The 22,334-nt window shown below is 70.4% G+C and carries 19 protein-coding genes; 2 read left to right on the top strand and 17 right to left on the bottom strand.

The features are described 5' to 3' along the window. Positions 1-92 precede the first annotated feature (92 nt). The 11 genes from AB0259_RS00245 to AB0259_RS00195 form a co-directional block, all read right to left on the bottom strand. The gene (locus AB0259_RS00245) at positions 93-905 is read right to left on the bottom strand and encodes a hypothetical protein (protein ID WP_366221333.1); all 813 of its coding nucleotides are present in this window, start codon (positions 903-905) and stop codon (positions 93-95) included. Next, positions 893-1,498: a hypothetical protein gene (locus tag AB0259_RS00240; RefSeq protein ID WP_366221334.1), complete on the bottom strand. Its 606-nt coding sequence runs from the start codon at positions 1,496-1,498 to the stop codon at positions 893-895. Before AB0259_RS00240 ends, AB0259_RS00245 begins: the two co-directional genes overlap by 13 nt. Positions 1,499-1,503: 5 nt before the next feature. Beyond that, entirely contained in the window at positions 1,504-2,121 is a 618-nt protein-coding gene (locus AB0259_RS00235) for a hypothetical protein (RefSeq protein ID WP_366221335.1), read from the bottom strand. Between the two features lie 28 nt (positions 2,122-2,149). Then, positions 2,150-3,376 (bottom strand): hypothetical protein, encoded by a 1,227-nt coding sequence (locus AB0259_RS00230; RefSeq protein WP_251582925.1) that lies wholly within the window; start codon positions 3,374-3,376, stop codon positions 2,150-2,152. Positions 3,377-3,378: 2 nt separating this feature from the next. Continuing rightward, positions 3,379-3,687, bottom strand: coding sequence for a hypothetical protein (locus AB0259_RS00225; protein ID WP_251582910.1), 309 nt, complete (start codon positions 3,685-3,687; stop codon positions 3,379-3,381). 83 nt (positions 3,688-3,770) lie between these two features. Further along, positions 3,771-4,058, bottom strand: coding sequence for a WXG100 family type VII secretion target (locus AB0259_RS00220; protein ID WP_251582933.1), 288 nt, complete (start codon positions 4,056-4,058; stop codon positions 3,771-3,773). 128 nt (positions 4,059-4,186) lie between these two features. After that, positions 4,187-8,716: an FtsK/SpoIIIE domain-containing protein gene (locus tag AB0259_RS00215; RefSeq protein ID WP_366221337.1), complete on the bottom strand. Its 4,530-nt coding sequence runs from the start codon at positions 8,714-8,716 to the stop codon at positions 4,187-4,189. A 24-nt stretch (positions 8,717-8,740) separates the two neighbouring features. Next, positions 8,741-10,060, bottom strand: a complete 1,320-nt coding sequence (locus AB0259_RS00210; protein WP_366221339.1) for an RDD family protein — start codon at positions 10,058-10,060, stop codon at positions 8,741-8,743. A 129-nt stretch (positions 10,061-10,189) separates the two neighbouring features. After that, the gene (gene purH / locus AB0259_RS00205; protein WP_366221340.1) at positions 10,190-11,797 is read right to left on the bottom strand and encodes a bifunctional phosphoribosylaminoimidazolecarboxamide formyltransferase/IMP cyclohydrolase; all 1,608 of its coding nucleotides are present in this window, start codon (positions 11,795-11,797) and stop codon (positions 10,190-10,192) included. Positions 11,798-11,834: 37 nt separating this feature from the next. Further along, positions 11,835-12,416: a phosphoribosylglycinamide formyltransferase gene (gene purN / locus AB0259_RS00200; RefSeq protein ID WP_251582888.1), complete on the bottom strand. Its 582-nt coding sequence runs from the start codon at positions 12,414-12,416 to the stop codon at positions 11,835-11,837. Between the two features lie 4 nt (positions 12,417-12,420). Beyond that, the gene (locus AB0259_RS00195) at positions 12,421-13,746 is read right to left on the bottom strand and encodes a DUF6350 family protein (RefSeq protein WP_366221341.1); all 1,326 of its coding nucleotides are present in this window, start codon (positions 13,744-13,746) and stop codon (positions 12,421-12,423) included. Between the two features lie 100 nt (positions 13,747-13,846). On the opposite strand from AB0259_RS00195, the gene AB0259_RS00190 reads away from it, so the two are divergent. Beyond that, complete coding sequence (locus AB0259_RS00190) at positions 13,847-15,262, top strand: NCS2 family permease (RefSeq protein ID WP_366221342.1); 1,416 nt, start codon at positions 13,847-13,849, stop codon at positions 15,260-15,262. A 54-nt stretch (positions 15,263-15,316) separates the two neighbouring features. On the opposite strand, the gene sucD is transcribed toward AB0259_RS00190, so the two are convergent. The 5 genes from sucD to AB0259_RS00165 form a co-directional block, all read right to left on the bottom strand. Further along, positions 15,317-16,219 (bottom strand): succinate--CoA ligase subunit alpha, encoded by a 903-nt coding sequence (gene sucD, locus AB0259_RS00185; RefSeq protein WP_251582840.1) that lies wholly within the window; start codon positions 16,217-16,219, stop codon positions 15,317-15,319. A 37-nt stretch (positions 16,220-16,256) separates the two neighbouring features. Next, positions 16,257-17,423, bottom strand: a complete 1,167-nt coding sequence (gene sucC, locus AB0259_RS00180) for an ADP-forming succinate--CoA ligase subunit beta (RefSeq protein ID WP_366221343.1) — start codon at positions 17,421-17,423, stop codon at positions 16,257-16,259. A gap of 133 nt (positions 17,424-17,556) precedes the next feature. Beyond that, entirely contained in the window at positions 17,557-18,309 is a 753-nt protein-coding gene (locus AB0259_RS00175; protein WP_366221344.1) for a phosphotransferase, read from the bottom strand. Between the two features lie 3 nt (positions 18,310-18,312). Further along, positions 18,313-18,915: a response regulator transcription factor gene (locus tag AB0259_RS00170; RefSeq protein WP_366221345.1), complete on the bottom strand. Its 603-nt coding sequence runs from the start codon at positions 18,913-18,915 to the stop codon at positions 18,313-18,315. Next, complete coding sequence (locus AB0259_RS00165) at positions 18,912-20,108, bottom strand: histidine kinase (RefSeq protein ID WP_366221347.1); 1,197 nt, start codon at positions 20,106-20,108, stop codon at positions 18,912-18,914. Before AB0259_RS00165 ends, AB0259_RS00170 begins: the two co-directional genes overlap by 4 nt. Before the next feature lie 152 nt (positions 20,109-20,260). Between AB0259_RS00165 and AB0259_RS00160 the strand changes: the two genes are divergently transcribed. Then, a complete protein-coding gene (locus tag AB0259_RS00160) occupies positions 20,261-20,761 on the top strand; it encodes a small multidrug efflux protein (protein WP_251582832.1) in 501 nt (166 codons plus the stop codon). 1 nt (position 20,762) lies between these two features. Here the strand turns inward: AB0259_RS00160 and AB0259_RS00155 are convergent, their stop codons facing one another. Beyond that, complete coding sequence (locus AB0259_RS00155) at positions 20,763-22,277, bottom strand: FAD-dependent oxidoreductase (protein WP_366221348.1); 1,515 nt, start codon at positions 22,275-22,277, stop codon at positions 20,763-20,765. Positions 22,278-22,334: the final 57 nt, after the last annotated feature.

Raw genomic sequence — 22,334 nt, 5'->3', positions numbered from 1 at the left:
ACCGGGCCGACGAGAAGAGTCAACCAAAGCCCAACGGATAGGCCAATGGGGAGGACTCCCCTCTTGACAACCCCACCCGCCATCCCGTCAGATCAGGCGCTCGAGGCGGAGTCCGCGCCCTTGCCGCCGCCGGGGGTGATGTCTTCCCGCGGCGCCATCGAAATGCCCAGGAGTCCGATGCGCACCTCGCGGGCCCGCTCCCACTCGGCGGTGCTGATGAGTCCGCGCTCCGCCAGGACTTCCAGAGCTCCCTGCACATCGGCGTACACCCGCGCGCGCTCCTGCGGCGACATGCCCTCGACCGCCTGTTCCAGCCTCAGGAGGTTGCGTCGCCAGCGGTCACTGCCGGTATGCGCCGGGCCGCGGAAGAGGACGAAGTGGAGGATGCCGACGACGACATCGGCGATGAGGCCGGCGATCCCGAGAGGCGCCGCCGCAGCGCCGTCGGCGATCGCCAGTCCGGCGACAGCCGTCGCCGCGGCCGAGGGCACGAGGTGCAGCGCGCCCAGGAGTCGGTGGATGGAGGGATCGTTGCCGAGGGATTCCCGGATCTCGGTCAGCAGACCGTTGCCCCCGATGACGGCGGCCACGCCGGCCAGGATTCCGGCTGTGCCCACCGGAGCGGTCCCCTCGCGATCACCTATCCACGGAACCAGCAAGAACGCTGCGATCACGGGCAGGACGAAGCTCGCGATGTGCGAGAGCGTGAGGAGGCATCCCCATGCGGGTGCGGCGTTCTTGGCGAGGTCCTTCCACGCCGCCGGCGGGGCGAAGACCGCGAGAGCGCGCCGGAGAGCGGGCAGGTGGTGCAGCGCACGCGCCTCGAGCTTCCACCAGTCCAGCGGCTCCCACGTACGGGCCGCCCGAGCGTACGCCGTCGCCGGAGGAGGAGTCAGATCCGCCACAACGACTCCGGTTCGACACCGGACCGCGAGAGGGCGTCGGGGTCGAAGTGGTCCGAGGGCGCCCAGGGAGCGCCGCCGATCTGAACGGTGTCCAGGAGGATCTCGACCCGTGCGGCGACCATGGCCAGCAGTGCGGGAGCCACCGGTCCCAGCGTCGCGAAGAACGACTTCCCGGTTGTCGCGAACAGCCACCGCACCTGTGCGACGCGGTCGTCCACGAGCACTGTCGACGAGCACCCCGTTCCGAGACTGCGGCTTCGGGCGACGCGGATGCGGGGCGCCAGGATCGACGCCGGCCACAGGAAGCTCCGCTGGGCGACGGCATCCGGCTCGCCGTCGGCGAGCGTGAGACGCAACGGCACCCAGGCCCCGGTCGCCGGCTCCCGTAGCAGGAGATTGGTCGACGGATCGCTCGCCGCCGAGCGCTGCGCGCGAGCCAGCGCGCGGGCGAGCGTCCGGGTGGAAGTGTCGTCGAGATCGTTGAGCGCGGCCATGCGTGCAGCGGCTCCGTCAGCCCACTCCTCGGCGACGTCGGAGGCCAGCCCCGGCCCCGGCAGGGGGATCGCCGTGGCCTCGTCGTAGTCGAACGCCACCCGGCTCATCGTCCGGTCCAGGCGAAGGTCAGCACCTGCGCGTCGAGGAGGGTGAGCCACCGGCTCATCGCCTCGTCGGCCTCCGGGTCGACATCCGTGGGATGGAGGAGGGTCGCCGTCAGCTGCAGAGCCTTCGATCGACGCGAGCCGGGGACAGGCGTCAGGTAGACGACGGTGTACGCGCCCACCTTCTCGCCCGAGAGCTCCACGCTCCTCCGGTCGACCCACCGCAGGAACTGCTTGCTGCCCTCGAGCGCGCGCGCACCGCGGCGTTCGACCGCGTCAGCCACCATCACATCGAGCGACGATCCGGGCGCGCCCTCGGTGAGGGAACCGAGGATGCTGACCGGCACGGTGGACCATTGCGGAGCGTTCTCGCCGGGGATGATCATGAAGAACGCTCCGCGGTTCCTCGCCGCCTTCACCGCTCCCGTGACATGCGCCTCGAGCGAGGCGTACACGTCGGGCCGGTGCGCCTCGCGCAGCTTCGTCTTCGCGTTCGCCAACAGCTCGGACTCCGTCGCGGCCGAGGTGTCCAGCATCGTCCAGCCTTCGGGCAGAGCCATCCGGAACTCGGGAACCCCGGGCAGCGTGGCCCCCAGTTCCGCCCGCAGAGAGTTCATGAGCACCAGCCTTCCACAGTCCGTCGGCTCACCACGTGGGGTAGACGATTCGGTCGAGGCCGGTGCCGAACTCCCAGCTGCCCTGGATCCCACCCGCGATCGTGGCCCAGTTGTTCAGGTTGGTGCCGGCAGAACCCATCGCATAGACGAACTGCTGCGGCATCGTGCCCAGCTCGCCGATGACCTCCCACATGAACGGGTCCTGGCCCGACACCGCGGTGCTGATGATGTCGTCGAAGGAGTTGGCCACGTACCCAGCCTCGGGTGCGAGGCCGCGCATGTCCGACACCCACTGCGCAGGGTTGCGCGCCGTGAGGTTGAGACCCCATCGCGTGAAGTCGTCGCCGAGCGAGAGGCCGCCGCGGGGGAAGCCCGCCCAGGCCCTCATGCCCGCGCCGAAGCCGCCGCTGGCGAACTCCCCGATCGCACCGAAGGGGATCACGCCCAGGACCGCGAGGGCGACGTCCCATCCGTTCGCATCTCCGCGGCTGTACTGCCACAGGGTGCCGGCAAGGGTCAGGACACCCACCGCGAGCGCCAGGAGGCCCACGATCGGGCCGCCCACGACCATCGCCAGGACGGCCAGGACGATGCCTGCGACGGCGAGGACGTCGAGCGCGAAGTCGACGAAGCCGTCGAGGTTGTCGCGCCAGTCGTCCTCGATCGCGTCGGCGGTCGACGAGCGGATACCGGCGACCGCCTCATCGAACGCCGTCTCCCAGAGGTCGTACTGGTGGTCGAAGTCGTCCGCCGCGTCCTTCCACAGTGCGTACGCGGCATCCTTGTCGCCCTCGGCAGTCGAGACGGCGTCCTCGTGAGCGGTCTGGGCCGCCTGCGCGTCGCCGTCATCGTCGCCGCTCGTCTCCGGCACCGGCGCCATGCGCGCGCTCTGCCACTCCGACAGCGCGTGCTGATAGCTGAGCCAGTGGGAATCCGCGTCGGGAACGATCGTGTTCATGCGCGACTTCACCGACGCGAGCGTGGAGCCGTAGGAGCGGACGTACGGGCCGACCGCCTGGTACAGCTCTGCTGCCTTGCGGAGCTCGACGTTCACCTCCCCGCTCACCTCGCGGAGCTTGTCGACAGCCTGCCCCTCCATCTCGGCACCGTCGTCGACCAGACGCGTCAGGAGTGATTCGGCGTCACCCATCGCCGCGCCGAGGTTGATGATCTGCTGCCCGCGGTCGCGGACGTCGTCGCCGTTTCCCGAGACGATCTCGACCGGCCGGCCCTTCGGGGAGTCATGCGTCGCCACGGTCAGTCCACCTCCTGCATCTGAGCGGCCATCTCCGCAGCCATCTCGGTGTCGAAGTCGCCGAAGCCCTCCAGCACGGCCTTGGCCTGCTCGGTCACGGCTTTGAGTCCCTCGTTGAGCTTGTTGCGACGGTCATCCCATCGCGATTCGAAGTTCTCCGTCCTCTCACGGAGCTCACCTCGCCCATAGGGCGTGCCGATGTCGCTGCTGAGGTCGCTGCGGCGCTGCGAGGCGGACTCGAACTCGGTCTGCGTCGCCAGGAGGTTCGTGTAGAGAGCACCGAGCTCGTCATACGAGATCTTCACGGACATGACGGTCATTCCTATCGGGACGGCGGAAGGAGAACGACGACACGTGGGGAGCGATCGGCTCCCCACGTGTCAGAAGAGCGGATTCAGCCGCCGGCGAGCTGCTGGTCGAGGTCCTGGATCGCGCGCATCATGCCGAGCAGAGCCTCGGACATGTCGTTGATACCGTCGACCGCGTTCTTCAGACCGGTCGTCAGCTCCCCGTACCCCTCACCGAACTTGCCCGACGCGTGCTGCGTCTTGAAGTCCTCACCCAGCAGGTTGTCCACCTGGGACTTCAGCGAGTCCAGCTGACCCTGGATGTCATCACGAGCCTGCGACAGCGACGACGCCACCTGCTCCATCTCCGCATAAGACGCACCGAAATCGGCCATCGTCCACACCTCCACAAGAATCCGGAAACCGACCCGACCGGGCCGACGAGAAGAGTCAACCAAAGCCCAACGGATAGGCCAATGGGGAGGACTCCCCTCTTGACAACCCCACCCGCCATCCCGTCAGATCAGGCGCGGGCCGGCTCGCCCGCAGGCAGCGACGCCGTCTCGACGAACGGCATCTGCACCACGACCGCACGACCCGCCTGGACGAACATTCCGCGTCCGGCCGGGAAGTCGGAGCGCTTGATCTTCGGGAACGGCACCTTGAAGATCGAGTCCCCGTCGAACGCGTCGGGCTTGAGGATGATGCCCTTGCGACCGCCCTTGAAGTCACCGATGAGACCGAAGCCGCTCGTCACCTGGTTGACGTCGGCGTCGCCGATCAGCAGGTGGTCGCTGCGGTTGACAGCCTGCAGGAGCGCCTTCAGCGGCCGCTCTGCCGGCGAGTCGGCGAACTGCGGCAGGTCCTCGATGACGATCATCAGCCGCTGCGTGAGCGACTCGTCCACGACGAGCTCCGCGAGCTCGGTGGCGAGCTCCTTGGCATCGTCCGGTGTCGTGGCGCTGCGCATCCAGGGTGCGAACTCCTTGAGCTGCGATCGGCGGCCGCCGAAGTGGAACAACTTCACCGACGGGTCCAGACGCGTCATCGACAGGACGAGCGCCTTCATCGTCGTCGTCTTTCCGGATTGCGGCGGCCCCGCCACCACGAACGTGCCCACCGGGTCGAACTCGCGCGGGGTGAGGGTGTCCTCGGCGACACCGATGACGGGGAACTCGCCGAGGCGATCCGGCATCTCGGCGGCGTCCAACCGCGTCGGCAGCGAACCGATCTCGGGCACGTCCCGCGCCCCGCGGGATCGCAGCTCGGCGGCGAGCTGCTCGAGCAGCTTCGTCTGTTCGGCGACGTTCGGCGTACCTCCGAGAACCGCGATCTGCGTCTCGAGCCCGTCCACGATGGCGCGGCCAGGAGCCGAGCGTTCGTCGAGCACGTCCTTGGGCGCATTCAGCAGGGCGTACGCATTCGCATCGGAGAGGCGGAGCACGACGCGACGCGACACGTTCGAACTCACCGCGGTGGGGACGGAACCGGACCGGTCCGCTGTGGCGACCGCGTGCACGCCGAGCGGGCGACCTTCGCCCAGGATGCGCATGAACGCCTGGTAGAACGGCATCCTCGCCGTGGTCGACTCCCAGTCCGCGCGGAACTGCGGCAGACCGTCGAGGAGGAGGATGATCCGCGCCTCGTCACGACCGGTGATCTCGCGATACTCTTCGATGCTCGACGCGTTCGCTGCGCTGAACTTCTTGCCGCGCTCATCGAGCACGGAGCCCAGGGAACGCATGATCCGCTGCACGCGCTCACTGTCGTCACCCGGGATGACGGAGCCGACGTGAGGCAGTGCTTCCAAGCTTTTGAGCGAGCCCGACCCGAAGTCGAGGCCGTACACCTCGACGTTCTCGGTCCGCCGTCCCATCGCGGCCGCGATCGCGATCGTGCGCAGGACGGTCGACTTGCCCGATCCGCTCGTGCCGTAGACGAGCAGCGACCCGTCGCGGTCCGGCTCGAAGTAGACCGGCTCCTGCAGCTGACGCTCGGGGATGTCGGCCTTGCCGAGCAGGATCGCCCCCCGCTTGCCGCCGGCGAGCTCGCGGATGTCCACCGTGAGGGGGAGATCGTCGAGCCACGGGCGGCGCGGCGCGGGGATCCGTGCCTGCTCGGCCGCCGCGATGAGGGTCGAGACGACACGCTTCTGGTCGTTGGGGCCGGGATCGGCGTCGTGCGCATCGCTCTCGGCGGCGTCGTCGAGCTCCCACTTGCGGATCGAACCGAATCGCAGCTCCGCGATCGAGATGTCGGCCGCCACCACCTCGTCGCTGCTCCAGCCGCCCGCGTAGGCCGATTGGAACGGGATGAGGCGGCCGGGGCCCGTCTTCGCGATCCCCCGGCCCGGGATCGAGGGCGGGAAGGATGCCGCGACCGGATCGTCCACCACGTCCTTCGAGTCCGACTCGTCCGCCATGCGCAGCGCGACACGGAGGTTCGTGTTCGCCCGGAGGTTGTCCTTGATCACGCCGGCGGGTCGTTGGGTGGCCATGATGAGGTGGATGCCGAGCGAACGCCCTCGCTGGGCGATGTCGACGACGCCGTCCACGAACTCGGGAACCTCGCCGGCCAGCGCGGCGAACTCGTCGATGACGAGGACCAGAGCGGGCGGCGTGTCGGGGTCGCGGCGCTTCTCGAGCTCGAGCAGGTCCTTGGCCTTCTTGCGGTTGAACAGGTGCTCGCGGTAGTGCAGCTCCGCCCGGAGGCTGGTGAGCGCGCGCCGCACGAGATGCGGGCTGAGGTCGGTGACCAGGCCTACGCAGTGCGGCAGCTCCACGCAGTCGGCGAAGGCGGAGCCGCCCTTGTAGTCGACGAACAGGAAGGTGACGCGGTCGGGGCTGTGGGCCGCCGCCATCCCGAGCACCCACGCCTGCAGGAACTCGGACTTGCCGGCACCGGTGGTGCCGCCGACGAGGGCGTGCGGACCCTGGGTGCGCAGGTCCAGCGTCATCGCGTCCGCCGCCCCCTGGCCGACGATCGCGCGCAGATTGCCGGCCTTCTTCAGACGCGGGAGCGTCGCACCCGATCGGTCGATGATGGTGTTGTTCTCGCGCCAGCGTTCGATGGCGAAGCCGGGGTCGGACGCGGTCTCACTCCCGACGAGGGACAGGAACATGACCGAGTTCGGGATGTCGGAGGAGTCCTCGATCACGGTGCTCGAGTCGACGACCGGGGCGAGCCGCTTGGCGAACACGGTCATGAGCTCGTTCGAGACTCCCTCGACCTGCGCAGGCGTGTAGTCCTCGCCGCTGCGGACCACCCCGACGTGGGCGTCGTCGAGCCCGCGTGAGACATCGACGAAGCTCCGGCAGACAGCGGGGAGTGCTTCGACGACGGGCGCGACGAACAGTCCGTAGACGCCGACGTCTGCGCCCCGCTCGAGGACCTGCGTGAGGCGTGCCCGGTCCACGGGCGCATCCGCGGTGACGATGACCACGACGGCGGTCTGGCCGGGGAACGTCGCATCCTCGGCCGCGCGTCGCACATCGGTCCCGAAACGCATCGGGTCCCAGTCGTCGTCGTACGGGAGCCGCGGCGCACTCGACGCGCGCGACCGGCGCATGACGAGCTCCTCCAGACCCGACAGCAGCGCGTTGCCCGTGGACGCGGAGTCCGACAGCGGCATGTCCCGGAACGGGCTGCGCTCGCTCGAGGTGTGCGGGAGCCACGTCAGCCAGTCGAGCTGCTTCGCCCATTCAGGCTCGGTCAGCGCCACCGCGACGAGCTCGTTCGGCGAGTGCAGCCCGAACAGCTGCGTGCAGATGCCGCGGAGGGCGTCCGCCGCTTCACGCTCGGGGCCCGCGACACCGATCACGCCCACGCTCTGCAGCGACTCGAGGACCGGGACGCCGTCGATCATGCGGTACCGCTCGCGAAGCCGATCGACGCGCTCGACGTACTCGGGGAGTGCCTCCGGAACGTCCGACCGCTTGATGCTCGTACGCGAGGGGGCCTCGCACGTCCCGAGGCGGACCGCGAGGAAGTTCCAGTGCTCGGGTCGGCGGGTCCACAGCATCCGCCCGAGGCTCATCGCCTCCTCGAACACGACCGCGACCGGCGGCACCTCGGCGTTGCGGACCTCGCGTTCGCGCGGCCGCTCGCGGAACAGTGTCTCCTCGAGCTCCTCGAAGGAGCGCTCGAAGACCTCCCCCTCCTTCTTCGACCGTTGGCCGACCTGCGTCCGCTGCGAGACGAAGTTGCCGAGGAGCATCAGCGGCGTCATAGCCACCACGATGAGAGCCTGCGGGCGGTCGAAGACGAAGTACATCGTCACGCCGAGGAGGATCGGTGCGACCAGCATCGGCCACGGGAACAGCCGCGTGACCGGTTCCTTCGGCATCCGCGGTTCGGGCAGTTCCTCGCCCACGTACCGCGGCTCGACGCGGGGGCTGCGGTTGAAGAGCAGTGCCCCGCCGCGCTCGAGGACCGGATCCTTCTCGACGGGCGCGAAGTCCGGCACCAGGTGCACCACGATGTCGGTGTCGCCGAGGGTGAAGCGCTGCCCCGGGATGACGTGCAGCCGGGGCACCATCCCGCCGTCGACGACGATCCCGTTGGCGGAGTTCAGGTCGACGAGCTCGACCCCGCCCGCGCCCACCTCGATCCGGGCATGGCGCTTCGAGACGAGTGGCTCGTCGAGCACGATGTCGGCCGCCGCCGAGCGACCGATCGTGAAGTGACCCCGGGGTAACGGGATCTCGCGGCCGGCGAGCGGTCCGCCGACGACCTGCAGGACGGCGGCCGCCGGCCCACCCCCACCACGGTTGGCGACGTAGTCGGGCCCGAGGTTGACGACGGAGGCGATGAAGCCCGACCCCACGGGGGCATCGCTGATGAGCAGGGAGGGATCGAGGAGCGCGTGATCGTCCGATGTGGGCGGCGCGACCGCCAGCGTCAGCACGTCGTCGGGTCCGGCGAGCATCTCGCGTGCGGGGTCCGTGTCGACGATCCGCCGCGCGACGTCCTGCACCGTCGCCGTCGTGTCCGCCGTGACCACGATGTCGAGGGTGCGGGCGTCACGCCGCTGCAGGGTGAGTTTCAGTCTCATCGCGAGGTCCTCGTCATCCGGGCATCAGGGGAGGCGGACCGACGCGTGCCGGTCGCCGAAGCGGAGGGTGTCGCCGGAGCGGAGCTCAGCCGGCGAGCCGGGGGCGAGATCGATCTCGCGGCCGTCGCGGATGATCGCGCTCCCGTTCGTCGAGCCGAGGTCGACGGCCGCCAACGCGCCCTCGACCCAGCGGAGGGCGAGGTGCGTCTTCGAGATCGACTTCGTCGGATCGACGATCGGCACCGCGAGGGCGCCGGCGTCGGCTCCGGTGGTCGACGGGGCACGACCGAGGACGGCCCCGCCCGCCGGGATCGTCAGTTCATCGCCGGAATCGAGCTGCAGCGAGCCCGACCGATCCGGCGCCGTCATGAGCTCGGGCGGCGACCACACGCCGCGGGCGGCGGGGAGAAGCGTCTCCGCGGAAGCGGGCGCACTCGGCGCCGCCGACGGGCGGGGGGATGCCGCGTCGGCCACGACGACGGGCTCCCGTGATGGCGCAGCTGCCTCGGCGGGCGACTCGACCGCGAAGGGCGCACCCTGGATGGGGGCGGCACGATGGTCGTCCGCGGCATCGGCCGCGCCCGCCGGACGCCGGTCCTTGGGGGCACCCACGACTCCCCCGCTCTTGCGGGCGACGGGGATGTAGACATCGGTCGCCGGTCCGCTGGCCGGCGTCGCGAGCGACGGCAGCGACGTCTTCTCGTCGCGGAGGTCCGTCGCGACGGTCTTCCGCGCGATGCGCATCCGCTTCGCGTCGTAGGGGTTGAGTCCCCGGCGGATGTCGACCAGGTAGGTCGCCGCGGCGCGATCCGGCCAGCCCCGCCGACGCCTCTGCGAATCGAACAGCGGCGACAGGGCGACCACGAGGAGGGGTCCCAGGAGCGGGAGCGCGAAGCTCGCGACCTGGATGAGGTACCGGACGACGGCACCCCGCCAGAACGTCGGGCGCTCGAGGGTCTTGACGTTGACCATGCGGATGCCGACGAAGGCCTTGCCGAGGGTCACACCACGTCGTCCCAGCAGGATGAGCTGCACGAGGAGGAAGACCGTGGTCGCCGCGTACGGGACGACCAGCGAGGCGATCACCCAGCCGACGCCGGGACGGGCGAGGAACGCAGCGACCGGGTCGGGCTGTCCCACGGCGGACAGGATGGCGGGCAGGGCGAAGATCAGCATCGGCAGCTGCAGGAGACCCACCGCCAGCGCCTCGATCACGGTCGCGAGCATCCGCCGCCCGATCGGCGCGGGGACGAGTCCGAGTGCCGCGGCGTACTCCGGGCGTGGCCGACCTCTGTGGTCGAGACCTTCGATGACGCGCGGGCCGTCCTCGATCTCCCAGATCACTGCCTGAACCTCCTCGGATTCCCCGCAACGACCCTAGCCGGTGTCACGGATGCCGCCGAGGAGAGAACTCCCCCTTGACCGCCCCGCGCGCGCCGGTGGAGACTGATCGCCCCTCGCCGCTCGTCCCGCTCAGTGGAAGAAGTGGCGCTCCCCCGTGAAGTACATCGTGACGCCTGCGGCCTGCGCGGCATCGATGACCTCCTGGTCTCGCACGGACCCGCCGGGCTGGATGATCGTCGTGATGCCGGCATCCAGCAGGACCTGCGGTCCGTCCGCGAAGGGGAAGAACGCATCGGATGCCGCGACCGAACCGGCAGCGCGGTCGCCGGCGCGCTCGACGGCCAGGCGGCACGAGTCCACGCGGTTGACCTGGCCCATGCCGATCCCGACCGTCGCGGAGTTCTTCGCCAGGACGATCGCGTTCGACTTCACCGCGCGGCAGCTCTTCCACGCGAACGAGAGGTTCTCGAGCTGGTCGTCGGCGGGCCGCTCCCCCGACACGAGCTGCCATGAGTCGACGAGCGACTCGATCTCGTTCGGGAACCGGTCGGCGTCCTGCAGCAGCAGGCCGCCCGATACGAGGCGCACGTCCATGGACTCCTGCCGCCAGTCGGCGGGCAGCTGGAGAACCCGCAGGTTCTTCTTCAGCTTGAAGACCTCGAGGGCCTCGGGTTCGAAGTCGGGGGCGACGATCACCTCGGTGAAGATGTCGCGCAGGTTCTCGGCCATCTTGAGCGTCACCGTCCGGTTCGCGGCGATGACGCCACCGAAGGCCGACACGGGGTCGCACTCGTGCGCGCGCAGGTGCGCCGAGGCGATCGGGTCCAGAGCCTGCGGAGCGCCGATCGCGATCCCGCAGGGGTTCGCGTGCTTGATGATCGCGACCGCCGGCTTGACGAGGTCGAACGCGGCCCGGAGGGCGGCATCCGCATCGACGTAGTTGTTGTACGACATCTCCTTGCCCTGCAGCTGCGTCGCCTGGGCGATGCCGTGGCCGCCGACACGGGTGTAGATCGCTGCGCGCTGGTGCGAGTTCTCGCCGTAGCGCAGGGTGGCGAGACGCTCCGCCTTGATGGTGAGGTGCTGCGGCAGGTCGCCCTCGCCCTCGAGCGTCTCCTCCGCGAACCACGTCGCGACGGCTCGGTCGTACGCAGCGGTGTGCGCGAATGCGCGCGCGGCGAGCTCGCGGCGCTGCGCGAGGGTCGTGCCGCCCTGACGGAGCGCGTCGACGATGGCGGGGTAGGACTCCGGCGAGACGGCGATCGCGACGTTGGCGAAGTTCTTCGCGGACGCGCGGACCATCGCAGGTCCTCCGATGTCGATCTGCTCCACGACGGCATCGCCCTGTGCGCCTGAGGCGACGGTCTCGACGAACGGGTAGAGGTTCACGACGACGAGCTCGAAGGGCAGGATGCCGAGCTCGCTCAGCTGCACCTCGTGGTCCTCGAGGCGCAGGTCAGCGAGGAGGCCGGCGTGGACGCTCGGATGCAACGTCTTCACGCGCCCGCCGAGCGACTCGGGGAAGCCGGTGATCTCGGACACGTCCTTCACCGCGATGCCGTTCTCACGCAGGAGGGCGGCGGAGCCGCCGGTCGAGACGATCTCGACGTCGGCCGCGACGAGCGCGTGCGCGAGCTCGAGGAGGCCGGTCTTCTCGCTCACCGAGACGAGCGCCCGGCGCACCGGCACGACGTCGCGGTCGCGGTAGAGGGAGGGATCGATCTGCGGTCCGGCCATGCGGGAACTCCTCGGGTCGGGGGCGTTCGGGGGCGATTCAGGTGGTCAGGTCGAGCTCGCCCGTCGCGATGCGGCGGACGACATCGATGAGCAGCCGGCGCTCGACCGGCTTGATGCGCTCGTGGAGGGAGTGCTCCGTGTCACCGGGAAGCACGGGAATGCGTTCCTGCGCGAGGATCGGGCCGGTGTCGACGCCGTCATCGACGACGATGACGCTCGCGCCGGTCTGCGTGACGCCGGCCGCCAGCGCGTCACGGACACCGTGCGCTCCGGGGAACTCGGGCAGATAGGCGGGATGAGTGTTGATGAGGCGCGGCGCCCACGCGGCGACGACCGCCGCCGGCAGCAGGCGCATGAGCCCGCTCAGCACGACGAGATCGGGGCTCCAGACGTCGAGCTGAGCGAGGAGCTCGTCGCCCCAGGCCTCGCGGCTGTCGAACTCCTGGTACGGGACCATGAAGGTCGGGATGCCGTACGCCTCGGCGTGAGCGAATCCGTCGGCCTGCCGGTCCGCCCCCACGACGATGATCCGGGCCGGGAACTCCGGCTCGCTCGCGGCGTCGAGGAGCGCACGCAGATTGGATCCCGTGCCCGAGATGAGGACGGCGACCGTGAGCACCGGATCAGTCTAGCGGGGCGGTCGGGAACTCATCAGGCGAGGCGGCGGGCGGGGTCGCTCGGGCGGGCTCGACGTTCGGCGCCGGCGCGGGCGCCTCCCGCACGAGCGGCGGCTGCGGGCGGGACGGGTCGTCCTCGCCGCGCGGGGAGAGCAGGACGACGGCCGCACCCACGGCGACCTCCGCCGCCGCCACGAGGGCGACCAGCCACGGTTCCGGGCCCACCTGCGTGAGTCGACCCGGGCCGATCGACCCCTGCGCGGCCCACGAGAGGACGGCGACGACCACCCCGGTCCCGGCGGTGAGGACCGCGAGGGAGACGAGGCGCGGGCGGAGCGGTTCAGCATCCGTCTTCGAACCCACCAGCAGAGCGCCGCGCGTCGAGGCGCCCGCCAGCGCACCGAAGCCGATCACGATGAGGCCGAGCAGCAGGAGCCAGCCCGATGTCGAATCGGGGATGACACCGAAGACGGGGATGCCGGGGACCACCCCCAGGCTCGTCGCCGCCGGTGACACGGCGGTGCCGGTGCCGACCGCGAAGCCCGGCCCGACCGCGAAGCCGGCGAACCACATCACGAGGGTCGGCAGGTAGAGGATGCTGCCGAGTGCGAGGACGACGACCCCCAGCAGGTCGGCCTGCGCCGCCTGCGTCAAGGCGATGACCTCGCCCCCTCGGACGAAGGAGAGGACGGCGAGGATGACGGCTCCGACAGCCACGATGCCGGCGACGCAGATCGCGACGGCGCGGGCGCCCGCATCCACCGCCTCCTGGACGTCGTCGGGAAGGCGTTCGGAGAGGGCGTCGATGATGCCGTCGTCGCCGTCGTTCCAGGCGCGGACGACGGCGCCCACGAGCGCCGGGACGGCGAAGACGAGTGTGGGGCCGGCGACGGCTGCCAGCAGGTCGACCGATGCGACCGAGGCGCGCCCGGTCAGGGCGATCACGGCCGAGACGACGGCGACAGTGACGGTGCCGCCGACGACACCGGTCACCCAGGCGCCGGCGCGGGCGGCGCGCGACCCCGATCGCCATGCCGAGACCGCGGTGAACAGTGCCAGAGCAGTAGGCGCGAGCGACAGCGTGAACTGCGCGCCGTTCGAAGGCAGGCCGCCGAGGACGACGAGCTCGGCCGGGAGCGAGACCGCGACCGGCGCGAAGTGCCCGAGCTGCCAGATCGTCGCGGCAGCGGGCCAGAGAGCGGACCAGTCCGCGTCGCCGCCGACCCCGAAGATCCAGACGAGGGTGACGGGCGCGAGCACCACGCCGACGCCGACCGCGACGGCCAGGAGGGCGTCGACGGCGGCGAGGAGGGAGACGAGCAGGCGATTCACAACAGACCGACCCTACCCGCGGCGACGCCTCCCGCCCGGCTCCCGCACCGGGCGCGCACGGCTCCTCTGCCCGCGGTCCGTGACCGACTACCCTCGGAGGGTGAACAGCACCACCCCCCGCACGTCCCGCGGTGCCGCAGCCCCGGCATCCGCTTCGTTCCTCGATCGCTACTTCGAGATCAGCCGACGAGGCTCCACGATCGGAACCGAGATCCGCGGCGGACTCGTGACCTTCGTGACGATGGCCTACATCGTCATCCTGAACCCGGCCATTCTGTCGACGCCCGACGTCGAGGGCCTCACCCTCGAGCCGTCCGCCGTCGCCGCTTCCACCGCCCTCACCGCGGGCGTCATGACGATCCTGTTCGGTCTCGTCACGCGGCTCCCGTTCGCCTTCGCCGCCGGTCTCGGCATCAACGCGTTCGTCGCCTTCTCGGTCGTCGGCCAGGTGTCGTGGGGCGAGGCGATGGCGCTCGTCGTCATCAACGGTCTGATCATCGTGCTGCTCGCGGCGACGGGTCTGCGGAAGCTCATCTTCGATGCGGTGCCGGTGCAGCTGAAGCTCGCGATCACCGTGGGCATCGGCCTCTTCATCGCCTTCATCGGCTTCGTCAATGCCGGTTTCGTCAACCCCGCCGAGGGAACGCCGCTCGAGCTCGGCGTCGGCGGCTCGATCACCTCGCCCGCGACCCTGCTGTTCATCGCGACTCTGCTGATCGGCGGCATCCTCATGGCCCTGCGCGTGAAGGGCGCGATCCTCATCGCCCTCGTCGCGGGCACGATCCTCGCCGCGATCGTGAACATCTTCACGCCGGTCGCGGACTTCGGCCTGTCCGGCAGCATCGTCGCCGCGCCGAACCTCAGCCTCGTGGGCGCCATCGACTTCGGCTTCGACTGGGGCCGCGTCGGGTTCGTCGCCCTCATCATGTTCGTGTTCACCCTGGTCTTCACGAACTTCTTCGACGCGATGGGCACGATGACGGGCCTCGCCCGTGAGGCGGGGCTGGCCGACGAGCGAGGCAACTTCCCGCGCATCAAGTCGGCACTGATCGTCGAGGGCGTCGGCGCCGTCGTCGGCGGTGGCACGTCGTCGTCGTCGGCGACCGTCTTCGTGGAGTCCGGCTCGGGCATCGGCGAGGGCGCCCGGACAGGCCTCGCGAACGTCGTCACCGGTGTGCTCTTCCTGCTGGCGATGTTCGTCACCCCCGTGACGGGCCTCGTTCCCGGCTTCGTGGCCGCCGCGGCCCTCGTCCTCGTCGGCGCGCTGATGCTGACGCAGATCAAGAACATCGACCTGTCGGACTTCAACGTCCTGCTGCCGGTGTTCCTCACCGCGACGGTCATGCCGCTGACCTACTCGATCGCCAACGGCATCGGCGCCGGCTTCATCAGCTGGGTCGTGCTGAACACCTTCTCGGGCAAGGCGAAGCAGGTCCACTGGCTGCTCTGGATCGTCGCCGCCGGCTTCGTCCTGTACTTCGCCCGCGGCCCCATCGAGGCGGCCTTCGGGGTCTGACCCCGGGAACGACGAAGGGGCGGATGCCGCAGCATCCGCCCCTTCGTCGTCAGATCAGAGCGACTCGATGATGGCGCGCATCAGGTCGGCGGTCTCGGACGGGGTCTTCCCGACCTTGACGCCGGCGGCCTCGAGAGCCTCCTTCTTGGCCTGCGCGGTGCCCGCCGAGCCCGAGACGATGGCGCCGGCGTGGCCCATGGTCTTGCCCTCGGGAGCGGTGAAGCCGGCGACGTAGCCGACGACCGGCTTCGTCACGTTCGCCTTGATGTAGTCGGCCGCGCGCTCCTCGGCGTCGCCGCCGATCTCGCCGATCATGACGATGGCCTTGGTCTCGGGGTCGGCCTCGAACGCCTCGAGGGCGTCGATGTGCGTCGTGCCGATGACCGGGTCGCCGCCGATGCCGATGGCGGTCGAGAAGCCGAGGTCGCGGAGCTCGAACATCATCTGGTAGGTCAGCGTGCCCGACTTCGAGACGAGGCCGATCGGGCCCTTGCCGGTGATGTTCGCGGGGGTGATGCCGACGAGCGCCTCCCCGGGGGTGATGATGCCGGGGCAGTTCGGCCCGATGATGCGGGTCTTGTTGCCCTTGCTCTTCGCGTAGGCCCACGCCTCGGCGGTGTCGCCGACGGGCACACCCTCGGTGATGACGACGAGCAGCGGGATCTCGGCGTCGATCGCCTCGATCATCGCGTCCTTCGTGAAGGCCGGCGGCACGAACGCGATGGAGACGTCGGCGCCGGTCTTCTCGATGGCTTCGGCCACGGACCCGAACACGGGGAGGTCGACCTCGCCCTCGTGCGGCTTCTCGTGCGTGACGGTCGTGCCGGCCTTGCGGGCGTTGACGCCGCCGACGACGTTCGTCCCGGCCTTCAGCATGAGGGCGGTGTGCTTGGTGCCCTCACCGCCGGTGATGCCCTGGACGATGACCTTGGAGTCCTTGTTCAGATAGATAGACATGTCTGTGGTCCCTGTATCTCAGTAGTCTCGGCGCGTCTCAGGCGTTCGCCAGCTCGGCGGCCTTGTCGGCGCCCTCGTCCATACCGGCGGCGAGCGTCACGAGCGGGTGGTTCGCCTCGGCGAGGATCGCGCGACCCTCATCGACCTGGTTGCCGTCGAGGCGGACGACGAGCGGCTTCGTGGCCGCGTCACCGAGGATCTCGAGGGCCTTCACGATGCCCTCCGCGACGGCGACGCAGGAGGTGATGCCGCCGAAGACGTTGACGAAGACGCTCTTGACCTGCTCGTCACCGAGGATCACGTCGAGGCCCGAGGCCATGACCTGGGCGTTCGCGCCGCCGCCGATGTCGAGGAAGTTGGCGGGCTTCACGCCGCCGTGGTTCTCACCGGCGTAGGCGACGACGTCGAGGGTCGACATGACCAGGCCCGCGCCGTTGCCGATGATGCCGACCTGACCGTCGAGCTTGACGTAGTTGAGGCCGGATGCCTTCGCCTTCGCCTCGAGCGGGTCGGCGGCACCCTTGTCCTCGAGCTCTTCGTGCTCGGGGTGACGCACCTCGCTGGCGTTGTCGTCGAGCGACACCTTGCCGTCGAGGGCGACGATGTCGCCGGCGCCCGTACGGACGAGCGGGTTGACCTCGACGAGGGTGGCACCCTCGCCCTTGTAGACGTCGTAGAGCTTGACGAACACGTCCGAGACCTTCTCGACGAGGTCCTCGGGGAAGTTCGCGGCCTTCGCGATATCGACGGCCTTCGCCTTGTCGATGCCCTGCAGCGGGTCGACCTCGATGCGCGCGAGCGCCTCGGGGCGCTCGACGGCGAGCTCCTCGATCTCCATGCCGCCCTCGACCGAGCAGAGGCTCAGGTACGAGCGGTTCGAGCGATCGAGCAGCACGGAGAAGTAGAACTCCTCCGCGATGTCGGCGCCCTGCGCGACCATGACGCGCTGGACGACGTGGCCCTTGATGTCGAGCCCGAGGATGGCCTCGGCGGCCGCGTAGGCCTCATCGGGCGTCTTGGCGACCTTGACGCCGCCGGCCTTGCCGCGACCTCCGGTCTTGACCTGAGCCTTGACGACGACCACACCGCCGATCTTCTCGGCAGCCGCCTTCGCCTCCTCAGGGGTGTCGGCGATGATGCCGGCGAGCACCGGCACCTCGTACTTCTCGAACAGGTCTCGTGCCTGGTACTCGTAAAGGTCCACTGCAATCCTTCGCTGGGCGACGGTGGGGGTGACGGGCGCGGAACTATCTCGATGTCGAGAGATCGCCCGGTCGAAGAGCCTACTACTTGCGCCTGAGTGCCCCGCGCGAGGTCCCCTCGATCGGCAGGGGTGATCAGCCCTCGAGCGCGGCGGTCCAGACCCGCCGGTGCTGCTCGACGTAGACCTCGACGTGCCGCCAGTGCTCGCCGTGTCCGTGCACGAACATCGACGACCACGGCTCGACGCCGATGTCGTGCGATCTCCGGAGGAGGTCGTGCATCGCGGCGGTGCGCTGCACCATCGCCTCCGGCAGTGCGCGCCGAAGCTCGACGTCGGCGCCGTATCCGTCGACGAACGCCGCGAGGGATGTCGCCGCGACGTGCGGGGCGACCGAGGTGTCGTTGAGCGTGAAGGCCTGGGTGGCGTAGGCGAGGTCCCACAGACGCGTGCTGGGCGCGGCGGCATCCCAGTCGATGAACACCCACCGGTCGTCGCCGATGACGAGGTTCCACGGCGCCAGATCGTTGTGGCAGACGAGCTCCGCCCCGGGTGCGGCGATCGCCGTCTCCCACACCGCATCGGAGGGCGCGGTGTACGCCGCACTCGCATCGTGGATCGCCCTCACCATCGCGCCGACCCGTCGCAGCTCGCTCGCCGCCATCCGACCGCGCTCGATCGCGAGCTCCCCGGGCACGTACTCGAGGACTTGCCGCCCGGACTCGTCGCACCCGAGGGGCTCGGGCAGATCGACGCCGGCGGCGCGCAGGGCGTGGACGAAAGCGACGACGCTCGACGTCGACGCGGCCCACGGCTTCCGCACGGTGTCGCCGATGCGGACGACGGTGCCGCTCGCGTTACCGCCGGCAAGGGGTTCCTCGCGCGGCATCCGTCAGATCCAGCCGCGTTCGCGGGCCGTGATCGCGGCCTGCTGACGGGTGGCGAGGCCGAGCTTGCCGAGGATGGATGACACGTGGTTGCGGACGGTGCCGGCCGACAGGTGGAGGGATGCCGCGATGTCGGCGATCGTCTCGCCGCGGGCACCGGCGCGCAGCACGTCGAGCTCGCGGTCGGTCAGCGGCGAGCGCTCATCGCTGAGCGCGTCGGCGGCGATCTCGGGGTCGACGTACCGGCGACCTGCAGCGACCTCGCGGATCACCGCGGCGACGTCCCCCGCGGGCCGCGACTTGGGCACGAAGCCGTCGACGCCGGCGCCGAGTGCGCGTCGCAGCACCCCGGGACGCGCATGGCGGGTGACGACGACGCACCGGGTGGGGATGCGCTGACGGATGCGGGCCGCCGCCTCGACGCCGTCGATGCCGGGCATCTCGAGATCGAGCAGGCACACATCGGGCCGCAGCTCGAGCGCGCGGGCGACGGCGCTCTCGCCGTCGGCGCACTCCGCGACCACCTCGAGGTCGTCCTCGAGGGCGAGCAGGGCGGCGAGCGCCGTGCGGATCATGTCCTCGTCGTCGGCGATGAGCACACGGATCATGCGGTACCTCCTGCGGCGGGAACGGTCACGACGAGCTCGAAGCGGTCCTCCGCCCGGTGAGTGACGACGTCTCCGCCGACCACGCCGACTCGATGGGTGATGCCCTCGAGTCCCGCACCCGCGCCGATCGTCGAACCCGGCCCGGGGTCGTTCGCGGCGGTGAGTCGCCACAGATCTCCCGCGCGCTCGAGGCCGAGCCGTGCCCAGCGGCCGCCACCGTGTTTGAGCACGTTGGTCGTGCATTCGCGGACGACCGGCCCCAGAAGGTCGGCGGGGGCGGATGCCGCATCCGCCGCGACGTCGAGCGCGACCTCCAGCCCCGCGGCCCGCAGCAGGTCCGCCGCGTTGGCGAGCTCGTCGGGCAGCGGTACCCCGCGGAACCGTCCCGCGAGCGAGCGGGTGCCCTCGCGCGCCTCGTCCACGGAGGCCCGCGCCAGCGCGATCTGGTGGGCGGCGGCATCCGGATCGCGTCCGATCATCCGCTCGGCCAGCTCGAGCTGCAGCGCGATCACCTGCAGATGATGACCCTGCAGGTCGTGCAGCTCGCCCGCGAGACGCAGGCGTTCCTGCACGGCGGCCAGGCGCGCCTCGGTCCGCCTCGCGCGGTCGAGTTCCAGGACGACGTCCCACGACCAGAGCGAGAGGGCCTGCATCGCCGGCAGGCTGAGTGCGAAGAAGGCGGGGAGGAACGCGTCGCTCGCCCCGATCGGGCGGCTGAACTCCACGATCCACAGCACGACGAGGGCGACCTCGAGGAGGACGACGCCCCGCCACCGGATGCCCGGGCCCCAGCGGACGAGGCAGAGGACGGTGCCGGCGAGCGCCGCCCCCAGCAACGCCGATGCCGAGACGACGCCGACACCTGCCGAGGCGAGAACCCCCGCGACCGCCGGCACCGAGAGGAACCGGCGACGTGCCGACGGGCGGTCGCGGTCATCGAGGTCGCCGTCGCGGCGGTAACGGGCGAGCAGCACGGTCGTCGTCACCACGACGACCATCGACGGACCGACGAAGAGGAGGAGCGTGACGGGGTCGCGCCAGCCCCCACGGGCGACCAGCACGACGACACCCCAGACCATCAGCGCGCCGATGAGGAAGAACACCATCGACGACGCGATGTACCACCCGGTGGCCGTCACCCCACGGGCGAGCGAGACGGCGGTGCGCGTCGGGGTCGGGTCGGGGCTCGTCACACCGCCACAGTACGACCATGACGAATGTCACCCCTCGGGTCATCGGACCTCCCGGTGAGAGGTGACGCCGCGGCACTGCCGTCGCCGCGGGTTCCTCGATGGGATGGGATCACGGCGATACGAGATCCGGTCGCCGCATCCGAGAGGACATCATGTCGAACCCCGTCTCCGACCTCGTCGCCGGTTTCCAGGACCTCGTTGCGCAGGTGCCCGACCTCGTTCAGCCGCTCATCGTGGCGCTCGCGGGAGCCGTCCCCTTCATCGAGGGCGAGGGCGCAGCCGCGATCGGCATCATCGGCGGCATCCACCCGGTCGCGGCCGCGGTCGCCGGCGCCGCCGGCAACTTCCTCTGCGTCGCGATCGTCGTGCTCGTCACCGCCCGGGTGCGCACCGCCGTCACGACGCGCGGGGGCGGCGCCGAGAAGCCCGCGTCGGCGCGATCCGAGAAGTTCCAGAAGGCGTACCACCGCTACGGCACGCCCGGGGTGAGCCTCCTCGGGCCCCTCATCCTGCCGACCCAGTTCACCGCCGCAGCGCTGAAGGGCACCGGCGTCCCGACCCGCACCGTCCTGTTCTGGCAGGGCACGGCCATCGTGCTGTGGACCACCCTCGTCACCCTGATCATCACCGGGGTGATCGCCGCGGCCGGCTGAGTCAGTCGACCCGTCGGAGGCCTCGCGATGCGGGGCCTTCGATGCGTTCGCCCTCGGCCGTGAACCGCGAGGCGTGCAGCGGGCAGTCCCAGGTGCACTCGAGGTCGTTCCACTCGAGGACACCGCCGAGGTGCGGGCACACCGCGCTCACCGCACGGGTCTGTCCGCCGGTGGTCGAGATCCCGACCGGGCGACCGGCGCGCTGCGCCACGACGCCCTCCCCCTCGGCCGGCTGCGGCACCGGAACAGCCTCGGCCTCGGCGCCGGCCCACCCCTTCGCCGCTGCGAGCCCCACCTTCGCGTTCTCGACCGCGCCCTGAGCGAGGTCGGCGGGCATGGTCAGACGCGTGCCGATCTGCGTCATCCACCGCGGCCGCTCGCGCAGGCTCTCGCCACGCAGCTCGCTCACGATGCGCAGTGCCGCGGCGGGCGCGTTCGTCAGCCCCCACTTCGCGTAGCCGGTCGCGAAGCGCACACGGCCGAGCGACCGGGGCATCGCACCGATGAACGGGATCCGGTTGTGCGAGGTGTAGTCCTGCGCCGACCACCGATGGGTCTCCTCCCCCACCGGCAGCGTCCGCTGCGCCCACAGCGACAGTTCGTCGAGCATCGCCCGCTCCGAATCGGCGCGCCCGACGGGGTGACCGGCGCCGCCGACCACGATCTGCGCGACCTCCGACGGTCCGTCGCCGGGCAGGATCGTGCGCACGGAGCGCGTCGGTTCGTCGGCGGAGAGGTACATGCCGTCCGGCAGGGGTGCGGTGAGGGTGAACGAGACGCACGCCGACCGCATCCCGCTGACCTTCGCCCAGTACAGACCGCGATCGAGGATCGGGATGCCGGTGGCCACCACGACCTGCGAGGCGAAGAGCGGGCCCAGGTCGGTCTCCACCCGCGGCTCCGGGAAGACCTTGACCCCGCGGACGTGGACGCCGAGGTGCAGGGTGCCGCCCGCCGCGACCAACGCGTCCGCGAGAGCCGCGAGCATCTGCATCGGATCGATCGCCCGCTGGTCGTCGAGCGCGACGGCCGCCACCATCGGGACGGCGGCCTCGCGGAGCTCGGCGTCGTCCGCGAGCCGGACGGGGAGACCCGCCTCTCGAGCGGCGTCGTACTCCTTCACGATCGCGCGTCGTCCCTCGTCCCCTTGGGCGTAGGTGTAGGCGGTGCGCGACGTGAGCGGCACTCCGAGCTGCTCGGCGGTGCCCGTCATCCACGCAAGACCGTCGCGGTTCGCGTCGACGTAGGCGCGGACGAGGGATGCCGGGTGCCCGGAACGCAGCGACGACAGCGTCGTGCCCTGCAGCAAGGACACCTTGCCGGTGTTCGACCCCGAGGCGAGTTCGCCGATCCCGCCGCGCTCGACGAGGGCGACGTCGACACCCGACTGCGCGAGCTCGTAGGCGGTCGCGAGACCGGTGAGCCCCGCCCCGACGACGACGACCTCGTGCCGGCTGCCGGGGGCGAAGGGGGTGCCGGAGGACTCGGACGGATGCTGCTTCCACAGGGACGACATGCGCCGAGTCAACGGTGTCGCACCGCCGAGGGCACAGGCCTTGACAGAAGTCCGTCG

Source organism: Microbacterium sp. NPDC080005, from assembly GCF_040702445.1.
Lineage (GTDB): Bacteria > Actinomycetota > Actinomycetes > Actinomycetales > Microbacteriaceae > Microbacterium > Microbacterium oleivorans_D.
This window is presented reverse-complemented; position numbering and strand designations above follow the sequence as displayed.

Bases quoted from the DNA above. Each gene is read 5' to 3' on its own strand.
- AB0259_RS00235 (WP_366221335.1), bottom strand. From the start codon at position 2,121: ATGAACTCTCTGCGGGCGGAACTGGGGGCCACGCTGCCCGGGGTTCCC.
- AB0259_RS00225 (WP_251582910.1), bottom strand. From the start codon at position 3,687: ATGTCCGTGAAGATCTCGTATGACGAGCTCGGTGCTCTCTACACGAAC.
- AB0259_RS00220 (WP_251582933.1), bottom strand. From the start codon at position 4,058: ATGGCCGATTTCGGTGCGTCTTATGCGGAGATGGAGCAGGTGGCGTCG.
- AB0259_RS00215 (WP_366221337.1), bottom strand. From the start codon at position 8,716: ATGAGACTGAAACTCACCCTGCAGCGGCGTGACGCCCGCACCCTCGAC.
- purH (WP_366221340.1), bottom strand. From the start codon at position 11,797: ATGGCCGGACCGCAGATCGATCCCTCCCTCTACCGCGACCGCGACGTC.
- sucD (WP_251582840.1), bottom strand. From the start codon at position 16,219: ATGTCTATCTATCTGAACAAGGACTCCAAGGTCATCGTCCAGGGCATC.
- AB0259_RS00175 (WP_366221344.1), bottom strand. From the start codon at position 18,309: ATGCCGCGCGAGGAACCCCTTGCCGGCGGTAACGCGAGCGGCACCGTC.
- AB0259_RS00170 (WP_366221345.1), bottom strand. From the start codon at position 18,915: ATGATCCGTGTGCTCATCGCCGACGACGAGGACATGATCCGCACGGCG.
- AB0259_RS00160 (WP_251582832.1), top strand. From the start codon at position 20,261: ATGTCGAACCCCGTCTCCGACCTCGTCGCCGGTTTCCAGGACCTCGTT.
- AB0259_RS00155 (WP_366221348.1), bottom strand. From the start codon at position 22,277: ATGTCGTCCCTGTGGAAGCAGCATCCGTCCGAGTCCTCCGGCACCCCC.